The organism is Xanthobacter nonsaccharivorans (assembly GCF_043194755.2).
Classification (GTDB): Bacteria; Pseudomonadota; Alphaproteobacteria; order Rhizobiales; family Xanthobacteraceae; genus Xanthobacter; species Xanthobacter autotrophicus_G.
Genome location: NZ_CM195526.1, coordinates 3,163,513 through 3,186,926 on the forward strand (window position 1 = coordinate 3,163,513; position 23,414 = coordinate 3,186,926).

Here is a 23,414-nt window from a genome sequence, read left to right on the forward strand (position 1 = left end):
GCCGCTGCCGCATCGGCTCAGGACCCCCAGCCGCCGCCCAGCGCCTGGAACAGGCTGGTCGCCGCCTGCACCCGCTGGAGCCGCACCTGCACGAGGCCCACCTCGGCGGTGAAGAAGGTCTGCTGGGCCTGCAGCACCGCCACCAGCGTGGTGGTGCCGCCCGCCAGCTGGGATTCCGCCACCTGGAAGGCGGTGCGGGAACTCGAAACCACGTCGCCCTGGAGCTTCACCTGGCGGTTGGTCTGGTCGAGGGCCACCAGAGCCTTCTCCACGTCCGCGAAGGCGGAGAGGATGGCCTTGCGATAGGACTGAAGGTACTGCAATTGCAGGCCCTTGGCCTGGACCAGCTGGCTCTCCAGCAAATAGCCGTCGAAGATCGGCTGGGTCAGGCCGGCCACCAGCGTGTAGTACCACGCCCCCGGCTGGAACAGGGCCTTGAGGGCGGCGCTCTGCACCCCGCCGGTGGCGGTGAGCTGGATCTGCGGCAGCATGGCCGCCTGCGCCGCCGCCACGCTGAAGCCGGAGGACTGGAGCTGCGCCTGCGCCAGCGCCACGTCCGGCCGCCGCAGCAGCAGATCGGAGGGCAGGCCCGGCGTCACCCGCGGCACCGCGATCTGCGCGAGGCCGCCGCGCGGGGCGCTGAGCGTCTCCGGCGTCTGCGCCACCAGCACCGCGAGGGCGGCCACGTTCTGGCGCAAGGTGATCTCGATGGGCGGGATGGAGGCGCGCACCTGCGCCACCAGCGCCTCCTGCTGCGACACGTCCAGCTGCGAGACGGTGCCGCCCGCGAACTGCCGCTTCACCAGGTCGAGGATGCGGGTCGCCGCCTCGAGATTCTGCCGGGCGATGTTCAGCTGGTCGCGGGAGGCGAGGATCTGGAAATAGGTGTTGGCCACCGCCACCTGGGTGGAAAGGGCCACCACGTCGCGGTTGAAGCGCGCCGCCGCCGCGCTCTCCTGCGCGGCATAGAGGCCGTTGCGGTACTGGCCCCAGAAATCCACCATGTAGCCGGCGGACAGGCCCAGCACGTTGAGGCCGCGGGTGGTGCCCGGGCTCCCGTTGCTGCCGGCCGTGCGCACCTGCTCCGCCGTGCCGTCGAAGGTGAGGGTGGGATAGAGCGGCGCGCCGGAGATGCCCACCTGCGCATCCGCCTGGATGATCTGCGCCACCGCCACGGCGATGTCGAGATTGTAGGTGCTCGCCAGCTCCACGAAGCGGGTGAGGTCCGGCGCGCGGAAGCCGCGCCACCAGTCCGGCTGCGGCAGGCTGGCGTCGGGGTTGGCCGGCCCTTCCGTGAAGCGGGGCGGCACGGCGATGCCGGTGGCCGGCGTCTCCGCCTCGGGCAGGCAGCCCGGGAGCAGCAGCGCGAGCGCGCCGGCGAGGATCGCCCGGCGTCCGGGACGGAAGGGTGTGGTCACGGGGTCCATCTCATTCGGCAGGGGCCGGCGGCGGCGCGAGCCGGGCGCGCCGGTCCGCAGCGGAGCGCCGTCCGCGCAGGCGCTCCACATAGAGGTAGACCACCGGCGTCGTATAGAGGGTGAGCAGCTGGCTGAGCAGCAGACCGCCCACCACGGCGATGCCGAGCGGCCGGCGCAGCTCGCTGCCTTCGCCGAAGCCGACCATCAGCGGAATGGCGCCGAACAGCGCCGCCATGGTGGTCATCATGATGGGGCGGAAGCGCAGCAGGCAGGCGTGGAACACGGCGTCGCGCGGGGCCATGCCCTGGTGCCGCTGCGCCTCCAGCGCCACGTCGATCATCATGATGGCGTTCTTCTTGACGATGCCGATGAGCAGCAGCACGCCGATCAGCGCCATCACGTTGAACTCGCTGCCGAAGGCCATGAGGGCGATGAGCGCGCCCACCCCCGCCGACGGCAGGGTGGAGAGGATGGTGACGGGATGGGCGAAGCTCTCGTAGAGCACGCCCAGCACCAGATAGACGGCGACGATCGCCGCGAGGATGAGCAGCGGCTGGCTGGAGAGCGACTGCTGGAACGCCTTGGCCGTGCCCTGGAAGCTGCCGTGGACGCTCGCGGGCATGCCGATGGCGGCTTCCGCCTCCGTCACCGCCGTCACCGCATCGCTCAGCGCCGCGCCGGGGGCGAGGTTGAAGGACAGGGTGGTGGCGACGAACAGGCCCTGGTGGTTCACCGCCAGCGGCGTCGATCCGGTGCCGAAGCGCGCCACCGCCGAGAGGGGGATCATGGGCGCGGCGCTGGTGCTCACCGCCGAGCCGGTGGAGGTGGCGCCCCGGCCCCGCGCGCCGATGGCGTTGGTGGCGGCGTTGCGGGCGGTGTCGGAGGCGGCGTCCTTCGCGGCCATGCCCGGCACCGCGAAGGTGCCCGCCACCGCTCCCGTGCCCTGCGCGCCGCCCACCGCGCCGCCCGAGGTGCTGATGAAGACCTCGTTCAGCACGTCGGGATTCTGCCAGAAGCGCGGCGCCACCTCCATCACCACGTGATACTGGTTGCGCGCCACGTAGATGGTGGACACCTGCCGCTGGCCGAAGGCGTCGTAAAGCGTGTTGTCGATCTGCCCCACGGTGATGCCGAGGCGGGCGGCGGTGTCGCGGTCGATGGTGACCTCGGTCTGCAGGCCGCCGGACAGCTGGTCGCTGTTCACCTGGGTCAGGCGCGGGTCGCGCTGGAGGGCGGCCACAAGCTTGGGCGCCCATTCGGTAAGGCGGTCGAAGCTGTCGCCTTCCAGCGTGTACTGGAACTGGGCGCTGGAGGGGCGCCCGCCCACGCGGATGTCCTGCGCCGCCTGCAGGAAAAGGTTCGACCCCGGCACCGCCGCGAGCCCCCGCCGCAGCCGCCCGATCACCTCGTCGGCGGAGATGCCGCGCTCCGCCAGCGGCTTCAGCGCGACGAAGGCGAAGCCGGCATTGCCGCCGCCGGTGAAGGCCACCACGGAATCCACCGCCGGGTCGGCGCGCACGATGTCCACGTAGCGCTTCACCTTCTCCGACAGGGCCTGGAAGGAGATGGCCTGGTCCGCCTGGATCATGCCCACGAGGCGGCCGGTGTCCTGCTGGGGCAGGAAGCCCTTGGGGATGACGATGTAGAGGTGCACCGTCAGCGCCATGGTGCCGAGGAAGACGGCCAGCAGCAGCCGCGGATGGTCCAGGCTCCAGCCCAGCGTGCGGCGGTAGAGCGCGAGGGTCGCCTCGAACACGCGCTCGCTGGCGAGGAACAGGCGGCCGTGCCGGCGCCCCTCCTCGCTGCGCAGGAGCAGCGCGCACATCATGGGCGTGGTCGTCAGCGACACGAGGAGCGAGACGAGGATGGTGGCGGAGAGCGTCAGCGCGAACTCGCGGAAGATCCTGCCCACCAGCCCGCCCATGAGCAGGATGGGGATGAACACCGCGATGAGCGAGACGCTCATGGCGAGCACGGTGAAGCTCACCTCCCCCGCGCCCTTCAGCGCCGCCTCCATGCCCGAGAGGCCCGCGGACCGGTGGCGGGCGATGTTCTCCAGCACCACGATGGCGTCGTCCACCACGAAGCCGGTGGCGATGGTGAGCGCCATCAGCGACAGGTTGTCGATGCTGAAGCCGGCGAGATACATGACGCCCAGCGTGCCGACGAGGGACACCGGGACGGCGACGATGGGCACCAGCGCCGCCCGCCAGTCGCGCAGGAAGGCGAACACCACCACGATCACCAGCACCACCGAGATGGCGAGGGTGCGCCCCACATCCTCCACCGAGGCGCGGATGGTGGTGGAGCGGTCCATCACCACCTTCAGGTCCACGGAGGGCGGGATGGAGGCGGCGAGCGTCGGCAGCAGCGCGCTCACCCGGTCCACCGTGTCGATGATGTTGGCGTTGGGCGAGCGGTAGAGGATGAGCAGCACCGCCGGCTTGCCGTTGGCAAGGCCCATGGAGCGGATGTTCTCGATGGAATCCACGCTCTCGCCGATGTCCGAGAGCCGCACCGGCGCGCCGTTGCGATAGGCGACGATGAGGTCGCGGTAGTCGTCGGCCTTCAGCGCCTGGTCGTTGGCATAGACCTGGAAGCGCAGCTTTCCCTCGTCGATCGCCCCCTTCGGGCTGTGGGCATTGGCGGCGCCCAATGCCGCGCGCACGTCCTCCAGGCCGATGCCGTACTTGTAGAGGGCGTTGGGGTTCAGCTCCACCCGCACCGCCGGCAGGGAGCCGCCACCCACGGTCACGTCGCCGATCCCCTCCACCTGGAACAGGCGCTGGGCGAGGATGGTGCTCGCCGCGTCGTAGATCTGCGCGCGGGAGAGCGCATCCGACGTGAGCGAGAGGATCATGATCGGCGCGTCGGCCGGATTGGCCTTCCGGTAGGTGGGGTTGGAGCGCAGGCTCGTCGGCAGGTCGGCGCGCGCCGCGTTGATGGCGGCCTGCACGTCGCGGGCGGCGCCGTTGATGTCGCGGTCGATGCCGAACTGCAGCGTGATGCGCGCGCTGCCGCTGGTGCTCGACGAGGTCATCTCGGTGACGTCGGCGATGGTGCCGAGATGGCGCTCCAGCGGGCTCGCCACCGTGTCGGCCACCACCTGCGGGCTCGCGCCGGGCAGGTTCGCCGTCACGGTGATGACGGGGAAGTCCACCGCCGGCAGCGGCCCCACCGGCAGCAGAGGCCAGGCGACGAGCCCCGCGGCGAACACCCAGAAGGTGATGAGCGTGGTCGCCACGGGCCGGCGGATGAAGGGGGCGGACAGGCTCACGGCCGCGCCCCCGTCGGCTCCGCCGGGACGCCCTCCCCGCCCCGCGCGCCGAGGCGGCGGCGGTCGAACCACAAATAGATCACCGGTGTCGTGAACAGGGTCAGGAGCTGGCTGAGCAGGAGGCCGCCGACGATGGAGACGCCCAAGGGATGGCGCAGCTCCGAGCCGACGCCCGCGCCCAGCATCAGCGGCAGCGCGCCGAGGATGGCGGCGAGCGTCGTCATCAGGATCGGCCGGAAGCGCAGGAGGCACGCCGTGCGGATCGCCTCCCGCGGCGACATCCCCTGGCTGCGCTGCGCATCGAGGGCGAAGTCGATCATCATGATCGCGTTCTTCTTCACGATGCCGATGAGCAGGATCAGGCCGATGATGGCGATGATGGTGAGGTCCTCCCCCGCCAGCATCAGGGCGATCAGCGCGCCGATGCCCGCCGACGGCAAGGTGGAGAGGATGGTGAGCGGGTGGACGAAGCTCTCGTAGAGCACGCCCAGCACGATGTAGACGGTGACCAGCGCCGCCAGCACCAGCAGCAGCTGGTTCGACAGGGAGGCCTCGAACGCCCGCGCCGCCCCCTGGAAGCTCGCCACGATGCTCGCCGGCATGCCCATCCCGTCCTTCGCCTGCCGGATGGCGGCAATGGCCTCGCCGAGGGAGGCGCCGGGGGCGAGGTTGAAGGAGATGGTGGTCGCCGGAAACTGGCCGAGGTGGGAGACGAGCAGCGGCGCCGTCTCCACCCGCGCGGTCGCCAGCACGGAGAGCGGCACCTGCGTGCCGGCGGCGGACGGCAGATAGAGGGAGGCGAGCGCCTCCCGCGTGCTCTTCAGGTCCTCCGCCGCCTCCAGGATCACCCGCTGCTGGCTCGATGCGGTGAAGATGGTGGAGACGATGCGCTGGCCGAAGGCGTCGTACAGCGCGTTGTCCACCGTGGCGGGCGTGATCCCGAAGCGCGCCGCCCGGTCGCGGTCGATGTCGATGGAGACGGAAAGGCCGGTCTGGGAGAGGTCGCTCGCCACGTCGGCGAGCTGCGGCAGCTCGGAGAGGCGGGAGACGAGGCGCGGCGTCCATTCCGCCAGCTCCGGCCCGTTCGCATCCTGCAGCACGAACTGGTACTGGGTCCGGCTCACCCCGCCGTCGATGGTCAGGTCCTGCACCGGCTGGAGATAGAGCTGGATGCCGGGAACCTGCGCCGCCTCCCGCTTCATGCGGGCGATGATCGCGTCGATGGACGCCTTGCGCGCATCGTGCGGCTTCAGATTGATGAGCATGCGCCCCACATTGGGCGTGGCGTTGGCGCCGTCCACGCCGATGAAGGAGGACAGGCCCTCCACGTCCGGATCCGCGGCGATCACCCGCGCCAGCGCCTGTTGCAGATCCGCCAGGCGCGAGAAGGAGACGGATTGCGAGGCCTCCGTCATCGCCTGGATCACGCCCGTGTCCTGCTGCGGGAAGAAGCCCTTGGGGATGACCACGTAGAGATAGCCGGTGAGCGCCACCGTCGCGACGAAGACCAGCAGCGTCGCCCCTTCGTGGGCCAGCACCACGTCGAGGGCGCGGGCGTAGAGGCGGATCACGCTGTCGAAGAAGTCCCGGCTGGCCCTTTGCAGGCGGTTCTCGTGCTCCTCCGCCATCGGCTTCAGCAGCTTGGCGCAGGCCATGGGCACCAGCGTCAGCGAGACGACGCCGGAGACGAGGATGGTGGTGGAGAGCGTCACCGCGAACTCGCGGAACAGCCGGCCCACCACGTCGCCCATGAACAAAAGCGGGATCATCACCGCGATCAGCGAGACGGTGAGCGAGATGATGGTGAAGCCGATCTGCTCGGAGCCCTTCAGCGCCGCTGCAAGCGGGCTCTCGCCCTCCTCGATGTAGCGGGAGATGTTCTCGATCACCACGATGGCGTCGTCCACCACGAAGCCGGTGGCGATGGTGAGCGCCATGAGGGTGAGGTTGTTGAGGCTGTAGCCGAACAGGTACATCACCCCGAGCGTGCCGACGAGCGAGAGCGGCACCGACAGGCTTGGGATCAGGGTGGCGCGCGCGCTCCTCAGGAAGACGAAGATGACGAGGATGACGAGGATGACGGCGAGGGTGAGCTCGTAGCCGACATCCCGCACCGAGGCGCGGATGGTGGTGGTGCGGTCGGTGAGCAGCGCCACGTCGATCTCGGCGGGCAGCGCCGCCTCGAGCTGGGGCAGGAGCGCCTTCACCCGGTCCACCACGCCGATCACGTTGGCGCCCGGCTGGCGCTGGATGTTGAGGATGATGGCGGGAATGTCGTTCATCCAGCCGGCGAGGCGGTCGTTCTCCACCCCGTCCACCACGCTCGCCACGTCGGTGAGGCGCACCGCCGCGCCGTTGCGATAGGCGACGATGAGGTCGGCATATTGCGCGGCGCTGGTGAGCTGGTCGTTGGCGTTGATGGTCTGGGCGCGGGTCGGCCCGTCGAACCCGCCCTTGGGCGCGTTGACGTTGGCGTTGGAAAGGGTGGTGCGCAGGTCGTCGATGTTGAGGCCGTAGGCGGCGAGCCGGCGCGGGTCCGCCCGCACCCGCACCGCCGGCCGCTGCCCGCCGCTGATGGAGACGAGGCCCACCCCCGGCAGCTGCGAGATCTTCTGCGCCAGCCGCGTCTCGGCCAGCGCCTGGATGTCGCGCAGCGGCATGGTCTTCGAGGTGAGCGCCAGCGTCAGCACCGGCGCATCGGCCGGGTTCACCTTGGCGTAGATGGGCGGCGCCGGCAGGTCCGCGGGCAGGAGGTTGCCGGCGGCGTTCAGCGCCGCCTGCACCTGCTGCTCGGCCACGTCCAGCGGCACCGAGAGGTTGAACTGCAGGGTGATGGTGGAGGCCCCGGCCGAGCTCTGCGAGGCCATCTGCGCCAGGTTGGGGATCTGCCCCAGCTGCACCTCCAGCGGCGCGGTGACGGACGAGGTCATCACGTCCGGGCTGGCGCCGGGATAGAAGGTCTGCACCTGGATGGTGGGGTAGTCCACCTGCGGCAGGGCCGAGACCGGCAGGAACAGCAGCGCGATCGCCCCCGAGAGCAGGATCGCCACCATGGTGAGGGTGGTTGCGACCGGCCGCAGGATGAAGGGGCGCGAGGGGTTCATCGCGCGGCCGCGCCGCCCGTCTGGCCGCTGTCGGCGCGGGGACGCCCGGGGACATCCTTCGGTGCCTGCCCGGGGACATCCTTGGGGGCATCCTTGGGGACACTCTGGCCCGCGCCATCGGCCGCGTCCTGGCCCGCATCCGGCCGGCCCTCGTCCGCCGGCTTCCGCCCCGCCTTGCCGGGCGCGCCCGGCCCGCCGGCCGCCGGCGCCCCCTCCGGCACCGGGGCGCGGACGTTGACGGTGGCGCCGTCGCGCAGCCGGTCCGTCCCCTCCACCACGATCCGGTCGCCGGGCACGAGGCCGGAGAGGATCTCCACCTGCTCCCCTGCGCTGATGCCCAGGGTGACGGGCCGCAGGGACACGGTCTGGTCCGCGTTCAGGAGGTAGACATAGGTCCCCGGCACGCCCCGCTGGATGCCCGCCGTGGGGGCGATGGCGACCCCGGCATGCACGTCCACGTCGAGGATCACATTGACGAACTGGTTGGGGTACAGCGTCAGGTCGTCATTGGGAAAATCCGCCCGCAGCTTGATGGTGCCGGTGGTCTGGTCGATCTGGCTGTCGAAGGTGCGCAGGACGCCCTCGGCGATCCGCGTCTGGCCCGTGCGGTCGAAGGCATGCACCTTCAGCTGCGCGCCGTCGCGCAGGCGCCGGGAAATCTCGGCGAGGCGGTCCTCCGGCACGGAGAACACCACGCTGATGGGCTTCAGCTGGGTGAGCACCACGATGCCGGTGGTGTCGCCCGGCGTCACGTAATTGCCCTGGTCCACCAGCCGCAGGCCGGCGCGGCCATCCACCGGGGCGCGGATCTGGGTGAAGCCGAGATTGATGGAGGCGGTCTCCACCGTCGCCTTGTCCGCTTCCACGGTGGCCGTGTACTGGGCGACGAGCGCCTTCTGGGTGTCCAGGGTCTGGCGCGGCACCGCATTCTGGGCGGAAAGGCCCTGGTAGCGGTCGAAGTCCACCTTGGCGCCCGCCAGCAGCGCCTTGTCGCGGTCAAGCTGCGCCTGCGCCTGCGCCAGCACCGCCTGGAACGGGCGCGGGTCGATCACCGCCAGCAGGTCGCCCTTCCTGACCGCCTGCCCCTCCGTGAAATTCACGCTCTGGAGCTGGCCGCTCACCTGCGGCCGCAGCGTCACCGTCGAGATGGAGGTAACCGTGCCCAGGGCCCGGACGGTGACGGTGATGTCCCCCTTCGTCACGGTGCCGATGGAAACGCTGGTGGCCGGCGCCTGCCGCGACCGCCCGGCTCCGGCCCCTGCCGCGCCCTGGCCTGCCGCGCCTGCCCCTGGGCCGACCGGCGGCGCAGGCGATCGCCAGTATTGGAAGCCCACCCCCGCAAGGGCGAGCGCCGCGACGAGCCCAAGAACCACCCGCATCCGTCCATGGGCGCGCGTCGGCGAGGGCGTTCCGACGCGACCCGAAACCTGATCGTCCATCCTGCCGGTCTCTCACGACATGGCTTACGGCCCGCGCACGGCGAACCGGCCCGATCCATCCTCCCCCTCGAACGCCCCTTCGAGATTGCGGCAAGGATGGGCCGAAGCCCGGCCATGGTTATCCCGATCCTGTGGCTGAAATAAAGCCCTTTGCGTCCGGCGCCGCCCCTGCCGGGAGGCGGCTGCCCGTGCGCGATTCGGCGGGAGTGGGGAAGTCCGCTCGACAGGCAGGGCGCCTCGCGGCCCGGTGCCGCACCCGCCCGACCGGCCGGAGGACATGGAAGCTCCCTTCGGTCCTGGCCGACCCCGGCTGTGGCGAAGGAGCGCCCCCTTCCCCTCCCCGCGGGGTGTCGACGGCAACGCACCGGTTGAGGTATTCAGATATTCTGGCCCAATTCCCCTCGCCCGGCTTGCGCGAGGGGAACGGCGCATCAGCCGAAACAGCCGCCGAATCCCGTTTCGGCAGTCCTTCGGATACCGAAACAGGCCTGAAGGTGCTGAACTTCCAGAAGTCGTCAGGCGCCTTTCGCCAGGGCCTCGAAGACGCGGGCGACGGCCTCCGCCCCGGGGTCCGCCACCCCCTTCAAATCCCCGCCGGACAAGTAGCTGGAACGTCCCGCGCGGGCCGAGGTCATGGCCGCCGTGGCCTCGGCCCCCGCCCGCGCCGCCGCGGCCGCCACGCCAAGCCCCTGCCCCGCCTTGAGGGCGCCGATGGCGGGGGCGAGGGCGTCAATCATGGTCCGGTCGCCCGGCTGGGCGCCGCCGTAATGCTGCATCCGCCCGAGGCCGGATTCCAGTGCAGTTGCAAGGCTTTCTCCCTGCCTCAGCGCAACGCCGGCCGCCGCCGCGAAGATGGAGAGGAGCACCCCGCTCGACCCGCCCATCACGCGCGACAACCGCTCGGCCACGGCCCCGCACAAGGCCGCCGGATCGGCCAGGGGCAGCCGGCCCAGGTCCTCCCGCACCTTGCGCGCCGCGGCGGCGAAGGTGGAGCCGGTGTCGCCATCGCCCACCTTGGCGTCGAGGGCATCAAGGTCCGGCTGGGCGGCGATGAGCGTGTCGCACAGGAGCGCCACCAGCGCCCGCGCGGCCGGGTCGTCGGAAGCTTCCGCCACCTTCGCCTCCAGCCGCCGCGAGGAGGCGACCACCGTCACCGGCCCCGCCGTCCGCGCCACCGGCCAGGCGACCGGCTCCACCGGCGCCATGAGCCAGGCGTATCGGGAATCAGTGAGTGGCATCAAGGAGATGGAGAATCCGCGCATGTCCAGCGCCGTCACCGCCCCCGCCGGCCCCAGCACCAGTTCGATGCGCCCCCCGAGGGGGCTCGACAGGATCTCCCGCAGCACAATGGATAATTCCAGCGCCGGCACCCCACCCAGATTGTTGAGGAGCAGCGCCAGCCGCGGCGCCTCCTTTATGTCCGGCCCGAAGCGACGGAGCATGTCCGCCACCAGCGTGCGCGCGGGGGGCAAGGCGATGCGTTCCAGCCCTGGCTCCCCGTGGATGCCGAGGCCCAGCTCCGCGTGCCCGTCCTCCATGCGTTCCTCGCTGGGGCGGCCGGGAATGGAGCAGGTGCTGGTGGCGACGCCCAGCGACTTCACCGCCCCCGCCGCATCCTGCGCATGCCGCTTCACCTCGGCCAGCGGCAGGCCGGCGGCGGCAGCGAAGCCGGCCGCCTTGTGCACGAACACCGTGCCGGCGATACCGCGCGGCCGCGGGTTGTCCGGCAAGGCGATGTCGTCGCCGACGATCACCATCTCCACGTCGAGGCCGAGGGCCCGCGCGCGCTCGGCGGCGAGGCCGAAATTCAGCCGGTCGCCACCGTAATTCTTCACGATCAGCAGGCAGCCGGCGGGGCCGGTGACCGCGAGGATGGCGGCGAGCACCGCGTCCACCGTCGGCGAGGCGAAGACGTCGCCACACACGGCGGCATCGAGCAACCCCTCCCCGACGAAGCCCGCATGAGCCGGCTCGTGCCCCGACCCGCCGCCGGAGACGACCGCCACCCGGCCCTCAGGCCGCTCGCTCCGAAGCACCACCTTGATCTCCGGATAGCCGTCGAGCCGCGCCAGGCGCCCGCCGGAACCCAGGATGAGGCCGTCGATGGCATCCGATACAAGGGTTTCGGCGGAATTGAAGAAGTGCTTCATCGCGCTTTCCGTGCTGTGCGTTTCCCCGGGGCGTTGCGCCGTGCGCAGAGCGAGCTTAAGGCCTCGCCCCCGGACGGGGATAGGGGTGCGTCACGGCCCGTCCGGCAAGGCGAAGACGGTCAGCTGGCCGCCCAGCGCCGTATATTGGTTCAGCCCCGCATAGGCCTGGTTGGCGCCGGAGCCGTCGTTGGGATCGGTGAGGCCGGCGGCAAGGCCGATGCCCGCCCAGCCACCGACGCCGGACAGCACGGCGATATGTTGCCGGCCCCCGTGCATGAACGTGGTGACGTTGCCGACGATGCCCGACGGTGTCTTGAAGCGGTAGAGCTCCGCCCCGGTCCGCGCGTCCACCGCCTTCAGATGGCCTTCCAGCGTGCCGTAGAAGACGAGGTTCCCGGCAGTCGCTAGCGCCCCCGACCACACGGAGAAGAGTTCCGGCTTCGACCAGACGCTCTTGCCCCGGATGTTGTCCCAGGCAATGAAATGGCCCGTGCCGCCATTGCTGGCGGGCGCCGGATACATGGAGAGCGTCGCGCCCACATAAGGCTGGCCCGCCGTGTAGTCCACATGGAACGGCTCATAGTCCATGCACATGCCGGTGGCGGGCACGTAGAACAGCCCGGTCAGCGGCGAAAAGGCAGCCGGCTGCTGGTTCTTGGCGCCGAGGGCTGCGGGGCAGATGCCGGTGTAGGTCACATCTTCCCCCTCCCGCTCGGTGGAATAGGCGGGGTCGCGCTTCGGGCGGCCGAAGGTGGGGCTGGCATGGTCGAGGTCGATGCCGGTGGCCCAGTTCACCGCAGGGTCGAATTTCTCCGCCACCAGCAGCGCCCCGGTCTCCCGGTTCAGGGTATAGGCGAAGCCGTTACGGTCGAAATGGGTGAGCAGCGGCGTGGGCGTCCCGTCCACCACCTGGTCGGTCAGGATCATCTCGTTGACGCCGTCGTAGTCCCACTCGTCATGGGGCGTCATCTGATAGACCCAGCGGGCGACACCGGTATCGAGGTCGCGGGCGATGATGGTGTCAGACCATTTGTTGTCGCCGGGCCGCTGCGTCGGGTTCCAGGTGGAGGGATTGGCGCTGCCGTAATAGACGAGGTTGAGCTTCGGATCGTAAGCAAACCAGCCCCAGGTGGCGCCGCCGCCGGTCTTCCACTGGTCGCCCTTCCAGCTCCTGAGAGAGGAATCCTTCCCCACCGGCTTGCCCAGCTCGGTGGTCCTTTCGGGGTCGAAAAGCATCTCTCCATCGGGGCCGGTGCTGTAGGCGCGCCACAGCAGCCTGCCATCCCTGAGGCCGTAGGCCGAAAGGTGCCCGCGCGCGCCGAACTCGGCGCCGGCGATGCCGACGATGAGCTTGTCCTTCACCGGCATCACGGTGGCGGTGTTGGATTCACCGAGGGCCGGGTCGCCATTCACCGCCGACCATCGCTTCTGGCCGGTCTTCGCGTCGAGGGCGACGATGGTGGTGTCCGCCTGGTGCAGGAAGACCATGCCCTCCGCATAGGCGAGCCCGCGATAGACGAGGTCGCAGCACATGACGGAAGCCACGTCCTTCTTCTGCCGTGGCTCGTAGCGCCAGAGGATGCGGCCCTCGTGATTCAGGTCGAGGGCATAGACCACGTTGGGGAAGGGCGTGTGGACATACATGATGTCCCCCACCACCAGCGGCGCCCCCTCGTGGCCGCGCAGCACGCCGGTGGAGAAGGTCCAGACGGCGCGCAGCCGGCCGACGTTGCCGCTGTTGATCTGGTCCAGCGGGGAATAGCGGGTGTTGGCGTAATCCACGGTCTGGAGCACCTGCTCCCCTCCATCCGCGGTGCGCTTCAGCACGTCGTCATTGCCGAGGGCCGGCGCGGGCGAAAGGGCGGCCATGGCGAGGCAAAGGAGAAGGCTCGGGCCGGCGCCGATCCGAGGGCGCCGGGCGAGGGATGGCCGTGTCATCGGGGAATGGGTTTCCGGTCTCGTTGCGCCAGGGATGGGGGCGCAGCATCCCCGCACTCGGTCCGGCGCGCAACAGCTCCGCAACGGCAGCCCTCGCACCTGTCTTAGCCCGGCAGCGGGGACCGGGAGACCCGCTGACGGCGGTCCGGCCTGCAGTGGTGCGCGCCCTCCTCCGGGCTCCCGCCCCGACCGCAACCGACCGGTCGAAGCCGGAGGAGCCCAAAAGATCGAAGCTGAAACCGGAGGTATCATAGAAGCTGCATGGCGCAGCTCCCCGGATCCACCCGAAAGACACAAGGAAAGCCTTCTCACTCGCAAGGCATAGGACGAGAAGAAGCCGGGCACAGGAGGAAGCCGACCCTATCTTATTACCATAGAAATGGTCGAGACACCTCGAATCCATCTCAAGATATGCGGATAATAAATTGATAATTAACCATGATTTTCCGATCGTCCGCTTTTCCGAACGGCGGTAGCGTCTCACCCTGCTGATGCTGCATTGCAGCATCAGCAGGGATTTCTCCCCTTCCCTCTCCTCAATCCCGGGAGAGCGCCGCCACCGGATCCAGCCGCGAGGCATTGCGGGCCGGGAGGTAGCCGAAGACGATTCCGATGCCGCTGGAGCACAGGACCGCCGCGACGATGGATGTGGCCGAATACACCAACTCGAAGTTCGATCCCGTTAACGCGAAGGCCGCCCCGAAGGCGAGCGCGAGGGCGATGCCGGCCACCCCGCCCACGAGGCACACCAGCACCGCCTCGATGAGGAATTGCTGGAGGATATCGCTCTGCCGCGCCCCCACCGCCATCCGAACCCCGATCTCCCCCACCCGCTCGGAGACGGAGACGAGCATGATGTTCATCACCCCGATGCCGCCCACCAGCAGCGAGATCACAGCGATGGCGGCGACCAGCGCCGTCATGGTCTGGGTCGTGGAGGTGATGGTCTTGCGGATGTCGTCGGTGTTGAGAATGAAGAAGTCCTTGGTGCCGTGGCGCTGGGTGAGGAACCTCGTCACCTGCTGCTCGGCAAGGTCCACGCTCACCTCGTCCGCCACCTTCACGGTGACGGAACGCAGCGCGGTCGAGCCGAGGAAGCGCGTCTGCACCGAGGTATAGGGCAGGTAGACCGAGAGGTTCTGGCTGGAGCCGAAGCCCGTCTGCTGGGCGGCAGTGACGCCGACCACGCGGCAGAACACGTCCCCCACCAGGATCACCTGCCCGATGGGGCTGCCGGGCAGGTCCTTGAACAGGGTCTTGCGGGTGTTCTCGTCGATCACCGCGTCCAGGGCACGGGTGCGCACGCTGTCCTGGTCGAAGAAGCGGCCCTGGGCGAGCCGGGTGCCGCGCGCGGCGAAGTAGCCCGAGCCCACCCCGTTCACCAGGGCGTTCGCCTCGATGGCGCCGAAACGCACGGTCTTCTGGGTGGAGACGGTAGGTGTCACGGCGGCCACATAGCGCTGGCGGGCAAGCGCGTCCGCGTCCGCCGCCACCAGGGTTGTGATGCGGCCGGAGCGGGTATCGCCGAAGGTCTTGCCCGCGAAGATCTCCAGCGTGTTGGTGCCGAGGTCCGAGATGTTGGCGAGCACCCGTCGCCGCGAGCCTTCGCCCAGCGCCACCACGCACACCACCGAAGCGATGCCGATGATGATGCCCAGCATGGTCAGGAAGGTGCGCAGCCGGTGCGCCTGCATGGCGAGGAGCGCCATCAGGAAGGCCTCCCGCAGCCGGCCGGCGAAAGCCCGCCAGCGGGCGGCTTCCGGCGTGGCGTCCACGGCCTCCTTCTCCTCGCGCGGCAATGGCTCGTCGGGCGCACGCCGGCGGTCGGCGACGATCTCGCCGTCGCGGATCTCGATGATGCGCTGCGCCCGCTCGGCCACGCTCATGTCGTGGGTGACGATGATGATGGTGCGCCCTTCCCCATGCAGCTCGTCGAGGATGCGCAGCACCTCAGCGCCGCTCCTGGTATCGAGCGCGCCCGTAGGTTCGTCGGCGAGGATCACCTCGGCCCCGTTCATCAGGGCGCGGGCGATGGAGACGCGCTGCTGCTGGCCGCCGGACAGCTGGCCGGGCCGATGCCCCGTGCGTTCGGCCATGCCGAGGCGGGCGAGGAGCGCGGCGGCACGGTCGCGGCGGCGCTCCGGCGGTGCTCCGGCATAGACGGAGGGGATCTCCACATTGCCCAGGGCGGTGAGTTCGGACAAAAGGTGATAGCGTTGAAAGATAAAGCCGAAATGCTCCCTCCGCAGGGCCGCCAGCGCATCCGGGCCAAGGTCCGAGGTCTCCCGGCCGGCGATGCGGTAGCTGCCGGAGGTGGGCCGGTCGAGGCAGCCGAGGAGGTTCATGAGCGTGGACTTGCCGGAACCCGAGGCGCCGACGATGGCCACCATTTCTCCCCGCCCGATAGCAAGGTCGATGCCCTTCAGCACCTCGATGGTGCCCTCCCCCGCCGGATAGGCGCGGCACACGCCCTTAAGCTCGATCAGCGGCACGCCCATCTTCGCATCCATGACTAAAAGCCCATGGGCGACGGCGGGCCGCCCCTCTCGGAAGTCTTTGTGCCGGCAGTCATTTCCCCGGTGACGACCCGCTCGCCCGCCGTGAGGCCCGAGCGGATCTCGGCCGTCACCTTGTCGTTGAGCCCCACCTCCACGGGACGGCGGGAGAGGCTGCCGTCGGCGCCCACCACGCGCACCGCGAAGCCCTGGCCGTTGCGTTCCAGCGCCGTGGCGGGAACGGTGAGCACATTTTTCGCCTGGCCGAGAATGATGTGCACCTCCGCCGTCATGTAGGTGCGCAGCCGGCCGTCCGGGTTCGGCACGTCGAACAGGCCGATGTAATAGATGGCCGAGGAGGAGGAAGAGGAACTGGACGAGGAGGACGACGAGCTGCTCGACGACGTGCTGGAGGTCGTGAAGCTGCTGTCGGTTTTGATGGCTTCAGGGGCAGGTTCTATAAACTCCAGCCGGCCGTCGTACCGCCGCTCCGGCTCGCCCAGAATTGAGAAACTGAGCGGCATGCCCGTCGCGACCTTGACGATGTCAGCCTCGGAAATCTCAGACCGCACCGTCATCATGTCCAGCCGGCCCAGGATGACGATGGTGGGGGCGGACTGGGTGGCGTTCACCGTCTGCCCTTCCTGGGCGACGATGGAGAGCACCGTGCCGTCGATGGGGGCGGTGATGCGGGTGTAGCCGAGGTCGGCGCGGGCGGTCTCCACCCCGATCTGCGCCTCGGCGATCTGGGCCTCCAGCGCCGCCAGCTGGGCGCGGGTGACCTTCACGGCCGCCTCGGCGCTCTCATAGTCGGCCTGGGAGACGGCCTTCTGGGCCACCATGCGGGTCTGGCGTTCGAGCGTCAGCTCGTTGAGGCGCAGCGTCGCCTCCTTCTCCACTTTCTGGGCGCGCACGTTGGCGAGGGCGGCCTCGGCGGTGTGGAGCGCGTTCTGCTGGGTGACGGAATCGATCTGCGCCACCAGGTCGCCGGCCTTCACCTTCTCCCCCAGCCGGACCTTCACCGAGGTGATGCGGCCGGAGGCCTGGGAACCCACAGCCACCAGCTTGGAGGGCTTCAGCGTGCCGGTGGCGATCACCGTCTCCTCCACATCGCCGCGGGTGACCGGCGCGGTCATGAGGCCGGCATCGGCCGCCGGGGCGGTGAGGCGGGAATAGAGATATCCCCCGCCGGCGAGCAGCAGCACGGCAAGGCCCCATGGCAGCAACCGGCGGCGGGCGGGCGGCGCCTTCGGCGCGCGCGGGGGCGCGGCAGCGAGGCGATCCGGAGCGAAGGGGGCGTTCATGGGCGGTGTCTCGTCATGGCGTGCCGGCGGGCGGCATGCGCGCGAAGCGGGGGCCGGTGTTGTGGTCGACGATCTCGGGCTTTGAGGTATCCACCGCCCCGTCCCAGCCGCCGCCCAGCGCCTTGTTGAGCGCGACATAGTATTTGGCGATGGACGCCCGGCTCTCGATCAAAGACGTCTCGGCGGAATAGAGGGAGCGCTCGGCGGTGAGCACGTCGAGAAAGCTCGACGCGCCATTCTCGTAGAGCGTGCGGGACAGCCGGGCCGCGTCCCGGTAGGCGGCGGCGGAGGCGGCGAGCTTGCCGGACTTGATGCGCTGCTGGGCGAGGGAGACGGAAGCATTCTCCACATCCTCCAGCGCGGTGAGCACCGCTGCGCGATAGGCGATGAAGGACTGATCGCGCTCCGCCTCCGCCAGCTCCACCGCCGCCTTCAGCTGGCCGCCGGTGAAGATGGGCACGGTGAGCGTCGGCCCGAACGACCAGCTGATGGAGGAGGAGCGGGCGAGATCCCCCACCTGCGCGCCGGTGGAGTTGATCGTCCCGGTGAGGCTGACGGACGGATAGCGGTTCGCCTCCGCCTGCGCGATCAGCGCGGTGGACTGGGCCAGCAGCCGCTCGGCCGAGCGCACGTCCGGCCGGCTCGCCAGCACGCCGGCGGGAATGCCGCGCGGCACCGGCAGGCGCGGGGCCGGCACCGCGCGCACCTTCCCCATGCGCTCGGCCAGGGCCAAGGGCGCCTGCCCGGTGAGCACCGAGATGCGGTGCATGCTCTGCGCATAGGAGGCTTCCAGCTCGGGAATGTCGGCTTCGGTGCCCGCGGCAAGGCCGGTGGCATTGGCCACGTCCACGGCGGAGGCGCCGCCGGCCTCCTGCTTGCGACGGGTCAGCGCCTCGGTCTCGCGCTGGGAGGCGGCGGTGCGCCGGGCCAGCGCGATCTTCGCCTGGTAGCCGCGCGCATCGATGTAGTTGGAGGCCACGTCGCCCACCAGCGTCAGGAGCGCCGCGTCGAGATCGTTGGTGGCCGAATCCACGCCATAGCGCGCGGCCTCCACCGCCCGGCGATTGGCGCCGAACACGTCGATCTCCCAGCTGGCATCGAAACCCGCCTGGAACTCGCCATAGCCGGAGGTGACGGTGACGTCGCCACCGCTGGAGACCGCATCCCCATTGTCGCCGCGGGTGCCCGAGGCCGTGCCCGACACCTGCGGGAACAGGGCGCCCACCTTCTCGCGATAGGTCGCACGCGCGGCCCGCACCTTCGCCTTGGCGGTCGCCACATCGAGATTGCCGGCCACCGCTTCCGCCATCAAGGCGTCCAGCACCGGATCGCCGAGGCGGCGCCACCATTGCTTCAGGTCGGGCTGCGCTTCCGCCCTGGCCGCGTGGGTGCGGCCCCAATGGGCGGGCAGATCCAGGGCGGGCGTTTCATAGTCGGGACCGACGGCGCAGCCGCCGAGGGACAATGCGAGGGCGAGCAGCAGGCCGGCCGCGCCGCAGCGGGGTGCAGGAGACCTCATCGCCCGCAACCGGCCCCTTTGCCGCCCGGAACGTGCAAAACGATGATGTGACGACCTGAACCCATTGCGAACCCGCCTTGGAAACCGGCTCGCGATTTTAGGGCCCACGGTGACGGCAATGGGACCCGGGGGCGTCAATAGGTTTCCCCAAGGTGTCTGAATATTGCTGCCGGTGCTTCTCCCGGCGGCTGTGGCCCGCGGGACACCCGCCCGGCCCCTGGCGGCCGTGATGACCCATCAGCTCGGCTGAAGCCCCGGTCATCTCAAGCGTCTTCAGCCCGGGCTCATCCGGGCATCCCCGCGTCGCTCGCCCGCCGCCGGCGGTTGAGGCCAGGGCCCGAGGGCCGGGGTCGCCGCCATCGCCCCGGAATTCCGGGGCTCGAAACGCAGCGGCGGCCGCGTCGCCTGGGCAACGCGGCCGCCGCATGATCCGAAAGCCACCGGCCGGCCCCCGCGCCGGACCGGGGCCGGGGCAGACCTCAGTTCTTCTTCTCGCGCTGGGCGATGATGGCGGGACAGGCGCTCTGCGACAGGGGGCGGAACGCCTCGTCCCCCGGCAGCGTGGCCACGAGGTCGTAGAGGTCCCACTCGCCCTTGGAGGCTGCGGGCGACTTCACCTGGAACACGTAGAAGTCATGCACCATGCGCCCGTCCGGACGCAGGCGCGCGTTGCGCACCACGTCGTCCTTGATGGGCAGCTCGGCCATCTTCGCCACCACCGTCTCGGCATCGTCGCTCTTCGCCGCCGCCGCTGACTTCAGGTAGTGCAGGATGGAGGAATAGACGCCCGCATGGATGGCGGAGGGGATCTTTCCGGCCTGCGCCTTGAAGCGCTCGGAGAAGGCGCGCGTGCCGTCGTCGATGTTCCAGTAGAACCCCTCCGAGAGCAGCGTGCCCTGCGCGGTCTGCAGCCCCACGCTCTTCACGTCCAGCGCGGTGAGGAAGAAGGCCACCAGCTTCTGCTTCGAGCTGGTGATGCCGAACTCGCGCGCGGTCTTGATGCCGGACACCGTGTCGTTGCCGGCATTGGCGAGCGCGATGATGTCCGCGCCGGAGCCCTGCGCGGTGAGCAGCGGCGAGGAGAGGTCCACCGCCGGGAAGGGATGGCGCACGGAGCCGAGGACCTTGCCGCCCTTCGCGCTCACGACCGTCTTGGCATCGGCCTCGAGCTGCTGGCCGAGGGCATAGTCCGCCGTCACCAGGTACCAGGAGGTGCCGGGCTGGGTGAGGCGGTTGGCGATGCCGGCCACCTGCACGTAGGTGTCCCACATCCACTGCACCACATGGCCGGGCTGGCAGGCGTCGCCCGTGAGGCGGGCGGTGCCGCCGGGGAACAGGGCGACGCGGTTCTTCTCCTTCACCAGCGGCGCGATGGCGAGCTGGATGGAGGCGTTGGACATGTCGGCGAGGACGTCCACGCCATCCTGGTCGATCCACTTGCGGGCGGTGGCGGAGGCGATGTCCGCCTTGTTCTGGTGGTCGGCGGAGATCATCTCGATCTTCATGCCGGCGCACTCGGCCTTCAGGCAGTCGTCGATGGCCATCTGCGCGGCGATCACCGAGCCCTTGCCGGTGATGTCCGAATAGACGCCCGACATGTCGGTGAGCACGCCCACCTTCACGGTGCCGTCGGACATCTGCGCCGAGGCCGGCGATGCTGCGAGGCCCGCGGCCAGCACCAGGGCGCAGCCGGCGGTCGCGGTGCGGGTCAGTCCCTTCCTCATGTGGTTTCTCCCGATATTTTCTTCGTTCGTGATGCTCACCAATGGGCCATGGGCAGGCCCGCCACCGGCGCGCGAAAGACTGGAATGCGGCTGCCCCTCAGGCTGCCCACATAGACGTTCCGCAGGTCCGGCCCGCCGAAGGTGACGCTGGCGAACCAGGGGGCGATGCGCCCGCCGCAGGCGAGCATCATCTCCGGCGTCGCGGCGTCCTTCTCGAAGGCGGCCATCAGCGCCCTGCCCTCGGCGCTGCCCTTGTCGTCGTCGAGCAGGATGCGCAGGTCGCCCTCAGGCGTGATGGCGAAGATGCGATCCGTCATCACATGCGTGCCCCACAAATTGCCATGCGCATCGAAGGCGATGCCGTCGATGAAGGCGCCGTGGTCGGCGGGGCCGAACACCTCGCGGTCCGTCAGGCTGCCATCGGGCAGGACGCGCAGGCGGGTGACGTGGCGCCCGCAGGTCTCGGCCACGTAGAGCCACTCCTCCTTCGCATCGAGGCGGATCTCGTTGGTGAAGCGGAAGCCGTCCGCCACGATGCGCAGCACGCCCTGGTCGTAGAGCGCGACGTAGCCGTCGGCCACGTTGGGGCTCATGGCCCGCATCCAGTTCCTGATGCGGGTGGAGATGGTGAGCCAGATGCGGTCGCGGCTGTCGCGCAGCACGAAGTTCACCTTGCCGATGGGCGCGCCGTCGATGCTGTCCGCCAGCACCCGGCTCTCGCCCGAACGCGTCATCACCTCCAGCCGGTCGGTGCCGAAATTGGAGATGAGGATGTCGCCGTTGCGGGCGAAGGCGAGGCCGTTGGGCAGGGTGCCGGAGACGAAGCGCGCCTCCTCGTCCGTGGCGGCGGCGAACCCCGTCGCCTCCGTCTGCGCGACGAGGCGTTGCGTGCCGTCCGGGCCGATGTGCACCACCCCGCCTCGCGCATCCGCGCTCCACAGGGCGCCGTCGCGTTCCGCGAGGATGCACTCCGGCCGCTGGAGCCCCTCCCCCACATAAGCGATGGCGGCGGGGTCGACCTCGAAGCCGTCGATGGGGTTGGGGGCCGCCATGGCTCAGAAGCTCACCTTGTCCGCGCCCTTGAGGCCGAGGGTGGCGCGGGCCTCGTCGGGAGTGGCGATCTCGTGGCCCAGTTCCTCCAGGATGCGGCGGATCTTCGCCACCTGCTCGGCATTGGAGGTGGCGAGCTTGCCGCGGCCGATGAACAGGCTGTCCTCCAGCCCCACGCGCACGTTGCCGCCCATCATGGCCGCCTGGGTGGCGAACGGCATCTGGTGGCGGCCGGCGGCGAGCACGGACCAGTGGTAGTCCTTGCCGAACAGCTTGTCGGCGGTGCGCTTCATGAACATGAGGTTGTCCATGTCGGCGCCGATGCCGCCGAGGATGCCGAAGATGAGCTGCAGGAACACCGGCGGCTTGAACCAGCCCTGGTCGAGGCAGTGGGCGAGATTGTAGAGGTGGCCCACGTCGTAGCATTCATGCTCGAACTTGGTGCCGTGCTCCTCGCCGAGCATCTTGTAGATGCGCTCGATGTCGCCGAACGTGTTGCGGAAGATGAAGTCCTTCGTCCCCGTGAGATAGGGCTCCTCCCACGGATGCTTCCAGTTGGAATAGCGCTTCGCCAGCGGGTGCAGGGCGAAGTTCATGGAGCCCATGTTCAGCGAGCACATCTCGGGCGCCGTCAGGAGCGGGGCGGCGAGGCGCTCCTCCACGCTCATGTTCAGGCCGCCGCCGGTGGTGATGTTGATCACCGCGTCGGTGGCCTGCTTGATGCGCGGCAGGAATTCCATGAACACGGCCGGGTCCGGCGTCGGGCGGCCGTCCTTCGGGTCGCGGGCGTGCAGGTGCAGGATGGCGGCGCCCGCCTCGGCGGCGGCGATGGCCTGCTCGGCGATCTCGCTCGGCGTGATGGGCAGCGCGTCCGACATGGTGGGCGTGTGGATGCCGCCCGTGACCGCGCAGGTGATGATGACCTTGCTCAAGACATGTCTCCGCAAAAAGGCGTTCAATCGGGAAGAATGGCGACGGCGCGTGTCCAGCCGGCCGAGGCGGCGCGCACCTTCACCGGGAAGCAGCTGACGGTGAAGCCGGTGGCGGGCAAGGCTTCCAGATTGTGCAGCTTCTCGATCTGGCAATAGCCCTTCTCACGGCCCGCCTTGTGCCCCTCCCAGATGAGCGAGGCATCGCCCGTCTGCGCAAAGCGGCGCGCGGTGAAGGAGAAGGGCGCGTCCCAGCTCCAGCCGTCGGTGCCGACCACGCGGATGCCCTGGTTCACGAGGTGCAGCGTCGCCTCCCGGCCGAAGCCGCAGCCCTTGTCCACATAGTCCTGCTCGCCGTAGCGGGCGCCGGCGGCGGTGTTCACCACCACGATCTCCAGCGGGCTCAGCGTGTGGCCGATGCGGGCGAGCTCGGCGTCGATCTCGGCGGGCGTCACCACATGGCCGTCGGGCAGGTGGCGGAAGTCGAGCTTCACGCCGGGGCGGAAGCACCAGTCGAGGGGGATCTCGTCGATGGTGATGGCCCGTGCCCCGCCGTCCATGGTCGGGTGATAATGCCAGGGCGCGTCCACATGGGTGCCGTTGTGGGTGGAGATGTGCGCCGTCTCCACCGCCCAGCCCATGCCGTCCGGCAGCTGCTCGGGCTTCAGACCCGGAAAGGCGGCGCACAGCACCGGCGCCGTTTCCCGATGGGCGGAATAGTCGATCCGCACCCGCTGGAACGGGGGATCGGCGGGCACGTCGTTCTCCAGCGGAATGGAGATGTCGATAAATCTCGGCACGGCGCTTCCATCCTGAGGCGCGCGACGACCAGATCGCGGCGCGATGTGATCGAACGGCGCGTTCTCTTGCTTAAGTCCGGAGCGCGATGTCCCGAGCACACTCACTCAATCTGCTCGGATCGCCCTCTTGTCGGCCCGGTGCGTCCGGCCTCTTTTGTACAGTCGTACAGGTTCTTGCACATCCGTACAAGAGAGATCATGATCCATCCTACACGCTTCTGCCGGCAATGGCGTGACGCCACAACCAGCGCTAGAAAGACCGGAAGC

The 23,414-nt window shown here is 69.6% G+C and carries 13 protein-coding genes; all 13 read right to left on the bottom strand.

Translation table 11 applies throughout. The annotated features are described in order from the left end of the window. Positions 1-17: 17 nt before the first annotated feature. The 13 genes from V5F59_RS14550 to V5F59_RS14610 all read right to left on the bottom strand — a co-directional run bounded on the left by V5F59_RS14550 (position 18) and on the right by V5F59_RS14610 (position 23,147). Positions 18-1,418 (bottom strand): efflux transporter outer membrane subunit, encoded by a 1,401-nt coding sequence (locus tag V5F59_RS14550; RefSeq protein ID WP_393982921.1) that lies wholly within the window; start codon positions 1,416-1,418, stop codon positions 18-20. 10 nt (positions 1,419-1,428) lie between these two features. Beyond that, positions 1,429-4,695, bottom strand: coding sequence for an efflux RND transporter permease subunit (locus V5F59_RS14555; protein ID WP_393982920.1), 3,267 nt, complete (start codon positions 4,693-4,695; stop codon positions 1,429-1,431). Further along, a complete protein-coding gene (locus V5F59_RS14560) occupies positions 4,692-7,799 on the bottom strand; it encodes a multidrug efflux RND transporter permease subunit (protein ID WP_393982919.1) in 3,108 nt (1,035 codons plus the stop codon). Before V5F59_RS14560 ends, V5F59_RS14555 begins: the two co-directional genes overlap by 4 nt. Further along, the gene (locus tag V5F59_RS14565) at positions 7,796-9,238 is read right to left on the bottom strand and encodes an efflux RND transporter periplasmic adaptor subunit (protein ID WP_393982918.1); all 1,443 of its coding nucleotides are present in this window, start codon (positions 9,236-9,238) and stop codon (positions 7,796-7,798) included. The genes V5F59_RS14560 and V5F59_RS14565 overlap by 4 nt, the downstream gene beginning before the upstream one ends. Positions 9,239-9,753: 515 nt before the next feature. After that, positions 9,754-11,388: a dihydroxyacetone kinase subunit DhaK gene (locus V5F59_RS14570; RefSeq protein ID WP_393982917.1), complete on the bottom strand. Its 1,635-nt coding sequence runs from the start codon at positions 11,386-11,388 to the stop codon at positions 9,754-9,756. Positions 11,389-11,478: 90 nt separating this feature from the next. Then, the gene (locus V5F59_RS14575; RefSeq protein WP_393982933.1) at positions 11,479-13,257 is read right to left on the bottom strand and encodes a methanol/ethanol family PQQ-dependent dehydrogenase; all 1,779 of its coding nucleotides are present in this window, start codon (positions 13,255-13,257) and stop codon (positions 11,479-11,481) included. Positions 13,258-13,862: 605 nt separating this feature from the next. Then, positions 13,863-15,824, bottom strand: coding sequence for a MacB family efflux pump subunit (locus V5F59_RS14580; RefSeq protein WP_393982932.1), 1,962 nt, complete (start codon positions 15,822-15,824; stop codon positions 13,863-13,865). A 14-nt stretch (positions 15,825-15,838) separates the two neighbouring features. Continuing rightward, entirely contained in the window at positions 15,839-17,125 is a 1,287-nt protein-coding gene (locus V5F59_RS14585; RefSeq protein WP_393982916.1) for an efflux RND transporter periplasmic adaptor subunit, read from the bottom strand. A 13-nt stretch (positions 17,126-17,138) separates the two neighbouring features. After that, entirely contained in the window at positions 17,139-18,644 is a 1,506-nt protein-coding gene (locus tag V5F59_RS14590) for an efflux transporter outer membrane subunit (RefSeq protein ID WP_393982915.1), read from the bottom strand. Between the two features lie 479 nt (positions 18,645-19,123). Beyond that, positions 19,124-20,368, bottom strand: coding sequence for an ABC transporter substrate-binding protein (locus tag V5F59_RS14595; protein WP_393982914.1), 1,245 nt, complete (start codon positions 20,366-20,368; stop codon positions 19,124-19,126). A gap of 35 nt (positions 20,369-20,403) precedes the next feature. Continuing rightward, the gene (locus V5F59_RS14600; protein WP_393982913.1) at positions 20,404-21,420 is read right to left on the bottom strand and encodes an SMP-30/gluconolactonase/LRE family protein; all 1,017 of its coding nucleotides are present in this window, start codon (positions 21,418-21,420) and stop codon (positions 20,404-20,406) included. Between the two features lie 3 nt (positions 21,421-21,423). Continuing rightward, on the bottom strand, positions 21,424-22,296 hold the full coding sequence (gene kce, locus V5F59_RS14605; RefSeq protein WP_509211232.1) for a 3,5-dioxohexanoate:acetyl-CoA acetone transferase: 873 nt from the start codon (positions 22,294-22,296) through the stop codon (positions 21,424-21,426). Positions 22,297-22,373: 77 nt separating this feature from the next. After that, positions 22,374-23,147 (bottom strand): cyclase family protein, encoded by a 774-nt coding sequence (locus V5F59_RS14610; RefSeq protein ID WP_393982911.1) that lies wholly within the window; start codon positions 23,145-23,147, stop codon positions 22,374-22,376. Between the last annotated feature and the right edge of the window lie 267 nt (positions 23,148-23,414).